Annotated in this window: 11 protein-coding genes; all 11 read left to right on the plus strand. The window is 50.7% G+C overall.

Features of this window, described 5'->3' with window-relative positions; translation table 11 throughout:
• Positions 1-48: 48 nt before the first annotated feature.
• The 11 genes from HMPREF2596_RS08860 (at position 49) to HMPREF2596_RS08910 (ending at position 10,604) form a co-directional block, all read left to right on the plus strand.
• A complete protein-coding gene (locus HMPREF2596_RS08860) occupies positions 49-1,293 on the plus strand; it encodes a hypothetical protein (protein ID WP_070850787.1) in 1,245 nt (414 codons plus the stop codon).
• Between the two features lie 71 nt (positions 1,294-1,364).
• Positions 1,365-2,015: a site-2 protease family protein gene (locus tag HMPREF2596_RS08865; RefSeq protein WP_070850789.1), complete on the plus strand. Its 651-nt coding sequence runs from the start codon at positions 1,365-1,367 to the stop codon at positions 2,013-2,015.
• A 131-nt stretch (positions 2,016-2,146) separates the two neighbouring features.
• The gene (gene dusB / locus HMPREF2596_RS08870) at positions 2,147-3,151 is read left to right on the plus strand and encodes a tRNA dihydrouridine synthase DusB (protein WP_070850791.1); all 1,005 of its coding nucleotides are present in this window, start codon (positions 2,147-2,149) and stop codon (positions 3,149-3,151) included.
• 102 nt (positions 3,152-3,253) lie between these two features.
• Positions 3,254-3,877 (plus strand): LysE family translocator, encoded by a 624-nt coding sequence (locus tag HMPREF2596_RS08875; protein ID WP_070850793.1) that lies wholly within the window; start codon positions 3,254-3,256, stop codon positions 3,875-3,877.
• A gap of 264 nt (positions 3,878-4,141) precedes the next feature.
• Positions 4,142-4,381 (plus strand): Fis family transcriptional regulator, encoded by a 240-nt coding sequence (locus tag HMPREF2596_RS08880; protein WP_003684241.1) that lies wholly within the window; start codon positions 4,142-4,144, stop codon positions 4,379-4,381.
• Positions 4,382-4,424: 43 nt separating this feature from the next.
• On the plus strand, positions 4,425-5,159 hold the full coding sequence (locus HMPREF2596_RS08885; RefSeq protein ID WP_070850795.1) for a glutamine amidotransferase-related protein: 735 nt from the start codon (positions 4,425-4,427) through the stop codon (positions 5,157-5,159).
• A 76-nt stretch (positions 5,160-5,235) separates the two neighbouring features.
• Positions 5,236-6,111 (plus strand): DMT family transporter, encoded by an 876-nt coding sequence (locus HMPREF2596_RS08890; RefSeq protein ID WP_070850797.1) that lies wholly within the window; start codon positions 5,236-5,238, stop codon positions 6,109-6,111.
• A 63-nt stretch (positions 6,112-6,174) separates the two neighbouring features.
• The gene (locus HMPREF2596_RS08895; RefSeq protein WP_070850799.1) at positions 6,175-6,993 is read left to right on the plus strand and encodes a hypothetical protein; all 819 of its coding nucleotides are present in this window, start codon (positions 6,175-6,177) and stop codon (positions 6,991-6,993) included.
• 51 nt (positions 6,994-7,044) lie between these two features.
• A complete protein-coding gene (locus HMPREF2596_RS08900) occupies positions 7,045-8,271 on the plus strand; it encodes a chloride channel protein (RefSeq protein ID WP_070850800.1) in 1,227 nt (408 codons plus the stop codon).
• Positions 8,272-8,434: 163 nt separating this feature from the next.
• Positions 8,435-10,015, plus strand: coding sequence for a bifunctional phosphoribosylaminoimidazolecarboxamide formyltransferase/IMP cyclohydrolase (gene purH, locus HMPREF2596_RS08905; protein ID WP_070850802.1), 1,581 nt, complete (start codon positions 8,435-8,437; stop codon positions 10,013-10,015).
• 73 nt (positions 10,016-10,088) lie between these two features.
• A complete protein-coding gene (locus HMPREF2596_RS08910; protein WP_070836980.1) occupies positions 10,089-10,604 on the plus strand; it encodes an SMI1/KNR4 family protein in 516 nt (171 codons plus the stop codon).
• Positions 10,605-10,680 lie beyond the last annotated feature (76 nt).

A 10,680-nucleotide genomic window follows, 5' to 3' on the forward strand; every position in this document is an offset into this window, starting at 1 on the left:
GTGTTAAATTGTGCTAATAAAATCATTTCGTCAAAAAGGTTGGGCAGAATGAAGAAAATAATTGGTTTGGCCATTGCTGCGGCATTTGGTTTGAGCGCGTGCAGTAATTTGGATCACAAAACCGCGCACGAGGTAATGTCGATTTCCAATGACCGTATTTTAAAAGAAGACCACAGCTTTAACATCACAGGCAGCTCTCAAGTATATATCAGCCCATTGGCTGAAGCTGTATTGGCAGATGAAAAGGTGGAAAAGAAAGCCGAAGCGAAAGCAGAGGATGCCAAAGCCAAAGAGGGGGAGGCGGCAGCCTCTATGGAGGTTGCTCAAGAAGACGACGCTGCTTTGAAGCAGGAGTTTTCTGAACGAGAAGAGGCTGAGTTCCGCAATGCAATGCTTGATGCCTTGCCGGACGGCAATATCGCACAAGTTGCCGTTGATTATCTGGATAAATATCCTGCCATATCCAGTTACATGGAAGGGGTTCATCTGAATTATGAGGTAGCTGTTGACCTATCAACGCGTCAATTTGAGATGATTCCTGAATTGGTCATCAACAACCACAATGAAAAACTTAGTATCAAACTTCCTATGAAACTGGATGCGGAAAAATGGGAAATTTATATAGATCCGCCCGCCAGTGCTGCTGCCATTATTAGTGTGTACACCGATGAGAAAATCGGTAAACGTTTAATCAAAGAACCTTTAAAATTGAGTTTGAAAGAAATCGGTGATTCGAAACGTATGCCTTTTGATCATATTGCAGAGGCGGGAGTACGTGCTTTTTTGAGTGCCAATAAGGCTATGCCTGCCGATGCATATGTATTTAAAGAAATGGATGCCTTTGGTAAGGCAAATCATGCACGCTATCGTGTACGTCATGTCATGAAACCGGAGTATGATTCTGTCGTAATGAAGGCAATGGCTAAGGCTTTTGATGAAGAATTGTCGAAATTACAGAAAACGCCTCAACCAGGGTCAACAGAAGAAGATTATAAAAATGCGCGGGAATTTTTCAGTATGTTTGTCAGCATAAGTGATAACCAGCCACTTAGCTTCCAGCGTATATCCGGTAACAATCCTGTTGTCGACTATTATCTTGACCGCAAAGGCCGTATTTTGGCTTCCCGCATGTATATACAAATTAACGGTACGCATAAGGCCATCAATATTATCGGCGACAACGTGTATAGCAATTACGGCAAACCAGTCTTCAAATTTAATCCGCAAGGTAAAGGCATTACTTGGCGAGAGCTGAAAGAGTTTTTCGGTTCGGACAAAAAACAGGAAGATTAAAGCCTCAGGCCGTCTGAAAGGATATTTAAGGATATTTTTGTTTTCAGACGGCATGTTTGATAAGGAAAACCATGTTTGCAAATTTTGATTTAGGTGTATTTTTGCTGGCAGTATTGCCCGTGTTGTTGGCCATTACCGTGCGCGAAGTGGCACGCGGTTATACGGCGCGTTATTGGGGCGACCATACCGGCGAGCAGTTTGGGCGTTTGACCCTCAATCCGCTGCCACACATCGATCCTGTCGGTACGATTGTCGTGCCGCTGGTGTGTCTGATGATAGGCAGTTTTCTGTTCGGCTGGGCGCGTCCTATGCCCATCGATTCGCGCAATTTCCGCGATCCGCGCCGCGCGTGGCGTTGGGTGTCGATTTCAGGCCCGATAGCCAATCTGATTTTGGCGTTCTTCTGGGGTTTTGTCGTCGTATTTTCCGCGTATGTGCCCGAGTCTTATCAAGCGCCCTTGGTGCAGATGGCCGGTTACGGCGTGATGGTGAACTCGATTTGGGTCGCATTCAGCCTGATTCCGATTTTGCCTTGGGACGGCGGTATTTTTCTCGATACCTTTCTCAACGCCAAACAGTCCATGCAGTTCCGTAAAATCGAGCCATACGGTACATGGATTATCCTGATCCTGTTGTTTACCGGCCTGCTGGCCAAACTGATTTGGCCGATTATCGCCATGATTCAGGCCGCAGTGCAGATGGTGGTCATGCTGTTTATTTAAATATTGTGGCTGAAAAGGCCGTCTGAAATTCAGTTTCAGACGGCCTTTTTCATTGTGCAACATGTAAATACGATTGGAAAAGTTGCTTAAAAATTGTACAATCTCAGCCCTTTCAATTCGGCGCACACATCATGCACATCGGCGGCTATTTCATTGACAACCCCATTGCACTTGCCCCCATGGCAGGCATTACGGACAAACCGTTCCGCCGGATTTGCCGCGAGTTTGGCGCAGGGTGGGCGGTATGCGAAATGCTGACCAGCGATCCGAGCTTGCGCCATACCAAAAAAACCTTGCGCCGCAGCGATTTTGAAGGCGAGGGCGGAGTAGTGGCCGTGCAGATTGCCGGCAGCGATCCGCAGCAGATGGCGGAAGCTGCGCGTTATAACGTCGGCTTGGGCGCGCAGGTCATTGATATAAACATGGGCTGCCCGGCTAAAAAAGTTTGCAATGTGCAGGCAGGCAGCGCATTGATGCAAAACGAGCCTTTGGTTGCCGAAATCTTGAAAGCCGTTGTAAATGCGGTGGACGTACCCGTTACCCTCAAAACCCGTTTGGGCTGGCACGACGAACATCAAAACTTACCAACCATCGCCAAAATTGCCGAAGAATCAGGCATCACAGCCCTTGCCATCCACGGCCGCACCCGTACGCAGATGTACAAAGGCGAAGCGCGTTACGAATTGATTGCTGAAACCAAAGGCCGTCTGAACATCCCCGTCTGGGTCAACGGCGACATCACTTCGCCGCAAAAAGCCGCCGCCGTCCTCAAACAAACTGCCGCCGACGGCATCATGATAGGGCGCGGCGCACAAGGCAGGCCGTGGCTCTTCCGCGATTTGAAACATTACGCCGAACACGGCGTTTTGCCGTCTGCCTTGAGCTTGGCAGAATGCAATACCACCATTTTGAACCACATCCGCGCCATGCATGAATTTTATGGCGAATTTGCCGGCGTACGCATCGCCCGCAAACACATCGGCTGGTACATCGATGAGATGCCCGACGGCGAGCAAACACGCCGGGAAATCAACCGCTTGGACAGCACCGCGGCACAATACGATACCCTTGCCACCTATCTTGAGACGCTTTCGGAGAAAACCGACCGCTGGGTATGCCACTATCGGGAAGGCTAAAGGGTTTCAGACGGCCATTTTCTTTTTTGAAAGTAAATATGAAATTGACGCCACGCTTCAAACGCTTCGGTATAACTGTTTTTTAATACAAAAGGCTTTAGTATGACTTTTTGGCATGGTTTTTGGATTATCACCGGCGTGCATTTTTTGGCATGTATGTCGCCCGGCCCCGATTTTGTACTCGTTTCGCAGCAGGCGTTGAGCCGGGGGCGGGCTGCCGGAATGTTGACCGCGCTGGGCATTGCGTTGGGATTCGGTATCCACATTATTTATTCCGTACTCGGCTTGGTCACGCTGGTGGCTCAGTCCGCCCCGCTTTTGACCGCGGTCAAAATCATCGGCGGCCTGTATCTGCTGTATATCGGCTATAAAGGTTTGCGCGCGAAAGCTGCGGGCGGGACGGTAGAAATCCGTAAGGACAATTTGGCGGATGAACCGACATGGAAAACGATATGGCGCGGGGTGTTGTGCAATGTGCTGAACCCGAAGGCAGTCGTGTATATGCTGTCGTTGTTTACCGTCGTATTGTCGCCGGATACGCCGATGTGGCAGATGGGGGTTTACGGCGTGTGGATGGCGTTAATGTTGTTCGTTTGGTTCGGCCTTGTTGCACTGATGTTGTCCGCCCCTGCCGTGAGCAAACGTTTTCAGCGTTTCGGCCATTGGATAGACCGATTTTGCGGCGGGGCGTTAGCTTTGCTGGGGATTAAGGTTATCAGCGGGTAGAGTATTGCGGAAAACCCTATGTTTCAGTTGATTAAACGTCTATTTTCTACAAAGCATTAAGCTGATTCCATGTTTCCGCGCAATCGTTTCGAACATGTGGATTGGGAACAGGAATTACAGAAATCTATTTCAAAATAAAATATTGATAGCTAATCAAAATAAATATAAATCGGATAGGGCGAATTCAAACAAATCAAATAAACGTCGTCTGAATGTTCAGACGGCCTCATCATTTAAAAACAAATCTAAAGAAAGACAATCACGATGAATCAAACGACGACTGACATTGCGCAATGTATTGAACAAAACTTACGACAATATTTCAAAGACTTGGATGGTACGGAACCTTGCGGCGTGTATGATATGGTGTTGCATCAAGTGGAAAAGCCGATGCTGGCCTGCGTGATGGAGCAATGCGGCGGCAACCAGTCTAAAGCGGCGGTCATTTTGGGTTTGAACCGCAATACCCTGCGTAAAAAATTACAACAGCACGGTATGCTGTAATGCGGCAGGGCAACCCGTCCTGACGGTCGAAGGAGAAATAACAATGCAAAATCCGAATAAATTAAATATCCATTTCATCCTGCACGAGGCATTTGAAGTGCCGGGCGCATATTTGAAATGGGCGCAATGGCGCGGACATAACATCAGTGCAACCAAAGTGTACGAAAGGGAAGCCCTGCCTGACAATGTGGACGATATAGATTTTTTGATTGTGATGGGCGGGCCGCAATCGCCTGATGAAGACAAGCAGGCATTCCCGTATTACGACCCCCAATCCGAGCTGCGCCTGATGCGTCAGGCGATGGCGGCGGATAAATATATTGTCGGCGTGTGTTTGGGTGCGCAGCTTTTATCCGTTGCCTACGGCGCGCGCCACACGCGCAGCCCTGAGCGTGAAATCGGCATTTATCCGATTGAGCTGACGGCGGAAGGTCTAGCGGATGCCCATGTTTCCCTGTTGGGCAAAACCCTGAATACCGGCCATTGGCACGGCGATATGCCCGGTTTAACGGATGAGGCGGTTGTGTTGGCAACCAGCAAAGGCTGTCCGCGCCAGATTATCCGTTTTGCGCCCAAACATTATGCCTTCCAGGCTCATTTGGAGTTTGACCGTGAAGCCGTCGGGCTGCTGATTGCGGCGGACGGGCGCGAAAATGTGGCCGAACAAAGCCAAGTCCAAACTTATGTCCAACATCCGGATAAAATCGAAGCGGCAGATTTCAGTGAAATGAATGCCAAACTCTTCGACTTTTTGGATTCGCTGACGCAGACAAAATAAAAAAGGCCAACCCTTCAGGCCGTCTGAATAATAAATATAGAGAAGAAACGATTAACCCTTTTTAAAAGGTCGGACCATGTTCTATCAAATACTTGCCCTGCTGATTTGGGGCAGCTCTTTTATCGCTGCCAAGTATTCTTACGAGATGATCGACCCGGCGCTGATGGTCGAGGCGCGTTTGTTGATTGCCGCATTGATGGTGCTGCCGTCGTGCCGCCGTCATTTGGGTAGGATTCCGCGGAGCGAGTGGAAGCCCTTGTTGTGGATTTCCTTTGTCAACTACGTTGTCGTTTTGATGCTCCAGTTTATCGGTTTGAAATACACATCTGCCGCCAGCGCGATTACCATGGTCGGGCTGGAGCCTTTGCTGGTCGTCTTTGTCGGTCATTTCTTCTTCAACGACAAAGCCAAACTGTACCACTGGATTTGCTGCGCGGCGGCGTTTGCCGGCGTGGGCATGATGGTATTGGGCGGTGCGGAAGAGGGCGGTACGATTGACTGGTTCGGCTGTTTGCTGATTTTGCTCGCGGGGTTCGGTTTCGCCGGTGTGATACGCCCGAGCCAAAAAATGATTGCCCGTATCGGTGCGCCCGCATTTACCGCGGCTTCCATGGCGGCGGCGGCGCTGTTGTGCCTGCCGTTTTCTCTGGTGTTGGCAGACAGCTATCAAATCAACTGGTCGTGGGGCGGTACGCTGTCGGTGTTGTATATGGGGATTGGCTGCAGTTGGCTCGCCTATCTGTTGTGGAACAAAGGCATGAACAAAGTCCCTGCCAACGTCTCCGGCCTGTTGATTTCGCTCGAGCCTGTTATCGGCGTTATCATGGCGGTGTTGATTTTGGGCGAACATTTAAGCAGCATGGCCGCGCTGGGCATTACCGTCGTCATTTCGTCCACTTTTGTCGCCGGAGTGTTGGCGCGTATCGGCAGCAAACACAAAAAGGCCGTCTGAAAACAGTTTCAGACGGCCTGAAGTAGCCGTACTTTTTCAATAAAACATTTTGGGAAAATTTCTATGAAACGCATTATCTCCCTGCTTTTGCTTGCCTGCCCCGTTTTGGCGTCGGCTGCATCCGATAACGACAAAGCCGCCGTACAGGCCGTCATTGCCAAACATTACAACCGACCGCTTGCCGCGCACAAATGCCAGCTTACCGAGCCGCCGAAAGACGGACAGGCACCATCTAACAACATCATGTATTGCATGAAACCCGTTGCCGACCATACCGTAACGCGCAACGGCAAAGCCGCTCGCTATGTGCTGTACACAGGTTTTGCCTACGATATGGAACAAAAAATAAAACAGGACGCCCATGCTTCTCCCGGCCTTGCAGAATTGTTTGTTTTGGAAAAAACAGACGGCAAGTGGACAATCAAACAGCACGGAAGAGATGAAATCGGCGCATGGGGGGATGTGCCGGAGAATAAGGCGTGGAAGTTTGTTCAGGTGGGCGCGCAAAACTGGGGCTATGTTGCCGAGTCAAGTTATACAGGCCAAGGCGACACGACGACTTCGCAAAACTTCCTGTTTACCGATGATAGCAACCGCATCCGTAAAAGCTTTATTATCAGCGGTAACGATAACGGCGCATATTTTGGCGATTGCGATGAATTGAAAGGGCGTGAAAAACGAGACTGCAAAGACAGATATACCAGCCTGGAAGCCAAAATTGCTTTTGACAAAAGCCGTCCTGCCGTATCCGGCGTGTGGGCGTTGACTGCAAAACTCAGCGGCGTATCAGGAAAGAAAAATTATAAAAATCAGAAATATATTTTCCCTTATAACGGCAAAACCCACGTTGCCCCCAAAAACTATCCCTTGGGCGGACAATAGTTCCCCCGAAAAACGCTTTGATCAAACCATTACTACCTCAAGTCAAAACCCGTGAAAGACACTCATAAACTCTGGGCCGCACTCATCATTACCGGCATCATCGGCGGCATTGTCGGCATTGTATTAACCGAAATCATGCACACGATTCAACATCTTGCCTATGGTTACGGTTCAGACGGCCTATACGTTTCATTCCGAGAGGGCGTAGCGCAGGCAAGCCCTGCGCGGCGTATCGTGGTCGTGGCCTGTTGCGGCGTGGTGGTCGGCTTGGGGTGGTGGTTGCTCAAACGCTACGGCAGGCCGCAACCGGGTATCAAAGCCGTGGTTAAAAATCCGCTTGCCGGTTTTCCGTTTTTTGAAACCGTCAGCCATGCCCTGTTGCAAATCATTACCGTCGGGCTGGGCTCGCCGCTCGGCCGTGAAGTTGCGCCGCGCGAAATGACCGCCGCTTTCGCTTCAGTCGGTGTCAACCGTTTCGGATTGAGCGAAGACGACGCAAGGCTAGTCATCGCGTGCGCCTCGGGTGCAGGTTTGGCGGCCGTGTATAACGTGCCGCTCGCCTCCACACTTTTCATCCTCGAAGCCATGCTGGGCGTATGGACGCAGCAAGCCGTCGCCGCCGCATTGCTGACTTCCGTCATCGCCACCGCCGTCGCACGCATCGGCTTGGGCGACGTGCAGCAATATCATCCGGCCAACCTTTCCATCAATACTTCATTACTTTGGTTTTCCGCCATCATTGGCCCGATACTGGGCGCAACCGCCGTCTTTTTCCAGCGCACCGCCCAAAAATTCCCCTTCATCAAGCGCGACAACATCAAAATCATTCCCTTGGCCGTCTGCATGTTTGCACTCATCGGCGTGATTGCCGTTTGGTTTCCCGAAATTTTGGGCAACGGCAAAGCAGGCAACCAACTGACCTTTGGCGGCATGACCGACTGGCGACACAGCCTTGAGCTGACCGCCGTCAAATGGCTGGTCGTCTTAATGGCGCTGGCGGCAGGCGCATACGGCGGCCTGATTACCCCGTCCATGATGCTCGGCAGTACCATTGCCTTTGCCGCCGCAGCCGCGTGGAATACTTTCTTTCCTGCCATGTCGTCCGAAAGCGCGGCCGTTGTCGGCGCCGCCGTTTTCCTCGGCGTTTCCCTCAAAATGCCCCTGACGGCCATCGTCTTTGTTTTAGAACTCACCTACGCCCCCGTTGCCTTGCTCATGCCCTTATGCGCAGGCATGGCAGGCGCAGTATGCATGGCGAAGAAAATGGGATTTAAATAGTCAAAAACATCAGGCCGTCTGAAACCGAGTTTCAGACGGCCTTTTACAATAAAATTGTCAACAATATCTATAAAAACCTACTGCCAAAAAGGCGAAAATAGCGGATAATACCGCCCTGAAAATTCATCCCATATCGATTAAACCTTCAAAAAAAGGAATCCCCATGCCTTCCATCAAACGCGCCCTGATTAGCCTGTCCGACAAGACAGGCGCAGTCGAATTTGCCCAAACACTGACCAAGCTCGGTGTAGAAATCCTTTCTACCGGCGGTACAGCAAAGCTCTTGGCTGATGCAGGCGTTCCCGTTATCGAAGTTGCCGACTATACCGGTTTTCCCGAAATGCTCGACGGCCGCGTGAAAACCCTGCATCCGAAAATCCACGGCGGCATCCTCGGCCGTCGCGATTTGGACGAACACGTCGCCAAGATGGAAGAACACGGCATCGGCAATATCGATTTAGTGTGCGTCAACCTTTACCCCTTCGCCGCCACCATCGCCAAACCAAACTGCACACTGGAAGACGCGATTGAAAACATCGACATCGGCGGTCCGACTATGGTGCGCTCCGCCGCGAAAAACTGGAAACACGTCGCCATCGTTACCGACACAGCCGATTTCCCGGCCATCGCCGCCGAACTCGAAGCCAACAACGGCGCATTGAGCGACAAAACCCGTTTCAACCTTTCACGCAAAGCATTCAGCCATACCGCTCAATACGACGGCATGATTTCCAACTACCTGACCTCGCTTTCAGACGACGTCTTGAGCGGTCAGCCCCAAATCGGCGAATTCCCAAGCCAGTTCAACCAAAGCTGGATTAAAGTGCAAGACATGCGCTACGGCGAAAATCCGCACCAACGCGCCGCGTTCTACCGCGATATTTACCCTGCCGCAGGTAGCCTTTCCGCCTACAAACAGCTCCAAGGCAAAGAATTGTCTTACAACAACATTGCCGATGCCGATGCTGCCTGGGAAGCCGTCAAATCCTTCGACGCGCCCGCCTGCGTGATCGTGAAACACGCCAACCCGTGCGGTGTCGCCGTTGCCGCCGATACATTGACCGCCTACAAACTCGCCTACGCCACCGACACCACCAGCGCGTTCGGCGGCATCATCGCCTTCAACCGCGAAGTGGACGGCGCAACCGTCAAACAAATTACCGATAACCAATTTATGGAAGTCCTCATGGCGCCGAAGTTCACCGCCGAAGCCCTCGAAATCGCCGCCGCCAAGAAAAACGTGCGCGTATTGGAAGTGCCGCTTGAGGCCGGTGCCAACCGCTTTGAACTCAAACGTGTCGGCGGCGGGCTGTTGGTACAAACCCCCGACATCCACCGCATCAACCGCGCCGATTTGAAAGTCGTCTCCAAACGCCAACCGACCGAGCAAGAATGGAACGACCTGATGTTTGTATGGAACGTCGCAAAATACGTCAAATCCAACGCCATCGTCTTCGGCAAAGGCGGTCAAACCTACGGCATCGGCGCAGGCCAAATGAGCCGCGTGGACAGCACCCGCATCGCCGCCCGCAAAGCGCAGGACGCAGGTTTGGACTTAAACGGCGCATGTGCCGCTTCCGATGCCTTCTTCCCATTCCGCGACGGCGTAGATGTCATTGCCGAGCAGGGCATCAAAGCCATCATCCATCCGGCAGGCTCCATGCGTGACCAAGAAGTCTTTGATGCAGCGGACGAACACGGCATCGCCATGGTCGTAACCGGCATCCGCCATTTCCGCCACTAATAAGCTGATATAAAATAAAGGCCGTCTGAAAACCGATTTCAGACGGCCTAAGTTTTAATAAATGGGATAAGTCATGTCTTTTAGCCAAGCTGAGTTAGCAGATTTTGCTGCAAATCTTTTCGTTAACTATGACGAAGGTTTTGAAGGAGATACGCCGCTTACGGATGAGATTATTGCGCGCGTGGAAGAGGAGCTAGGCTATTCTCTGCCCATCGACTATATCGCTTTGATGCGCCAGAAAAACGGCGGTAGTTTGAAACGTTGTTTTTTTCGTTATACCGATACGGATGGATATGAATGTGAGTTAATCGTTCGTGGTATATATGGTATTGGTTTTGCGAATAATAATGCCTTGTGCGGTCAAATGGGTAGCCGTTTTTTGGAGGATCCCAAAAATCACGCATTGCCGCATATTGGTGTTTACTTTGCCGAAGAAGATAGCGGGCACGGATTTTTTGCGCTGGATTACCGCAACATAAATGCCGATGGTGAGCCATCGGTTATCAATATTTATTTGGATAATTTTCATGAGGAATATATTGCCGACAGCTTTGCTGATTTTGTCCGTCGTTTGACTGCAGACGAGTAAGTAGGGCAGATAAGTAGTTAGTATTTCAAATATTCCTGTTACTGATAAGCTGATATAAAATAAAGGCCGTCTGAAA

The sequence above is a fragment of the Neisseria sp. HMSC078C12 genome, assembly GCF_001838065.1.
In the GTDB taxonomy this organism is placed as follows: Bacteria; Pseudomonadota; Gammaproteobacteria; order Burkholderiales; family Neisseriaceae; genus Neisseria.

What these genes read in the sequence shown, in the direction of transcription:
- HMPREF2596_RS08890 (WP_070850797.1), top strand. Translation starts at nt 5,236, where the DNA reads ATGTTCTATCAAATACTTGCCCTGCTGATTTGGGGCAGCTCTTTTATC.
- HMPREF2596_RS08885 (WP_070850795.1), top strand. Translation starts at nt 4,425, where the DNA reads ATGCAAAATCCGAATAAATTAAATATCCATTTCATCCTGCACGAGGCA.
- HMPREF2596_RS08875 (WP_070850793.1), top strand. Translation starts at nt 3,254, where the DNA reads ATGACTTTTTGGCATGGTTTTTGGATTATCACCGGCGTGCATTTTTTG.
- purH (WP_070850802.1), top strand. Translation starts at nt 8,435, where the DNA reads ATGCCTTCCATCAAACGCGCCCTGATTAGCCTGTCCGACAAGACAGGC.
- HMPREF2596_RS08895 (WP_070850799.1), top strand. Translation starts at nt 6,175, where the DNA reads ATGAAACGCATTATCTCCCTGCTTTTGCTTGCCTGCCCCGTTTTGGCG.
- dusB (WP_070850791.1), top strand. Translation starts at nt 2,147, where the DNA reads ATGCACATCGGCGGCTATTTCATTGACAACCCCATTGCACTTGCCCCC.
- HMPREF2596_RS08880 (WP_003684241.1), top strand. Translation starts at nt 4,142, where the DNA reads ATGAATCAAACGACGACTGACATTGCGCAATGTATTGAACAAAACTTA.
- HMPREF2596_RS08910 (WP_070836980.1), top strand. Translation starts at nt 10,089, where the DNA reads ATGTCTTTTAGCCAAGCTGAGTTAGCAGATTTTGCTGCAAATCTTTTC.
- HMPREF2596_RS08860 (WP_070850787.1), top strand. Translation starts at nt 49, where the DNA reads ATGAAGAAAATAATTGGTTTGGCCATTGCTGCGGCATTTGGTTTGAGC.
- HMPREF2596_RS08865 (WP_070850789.1), top strand. Translation starts at nt 1,365, where the DNA reads ATGTTTGCAAATTTTGATTTAGGTGTATTTTTGCTGGCAGTATTGCCC.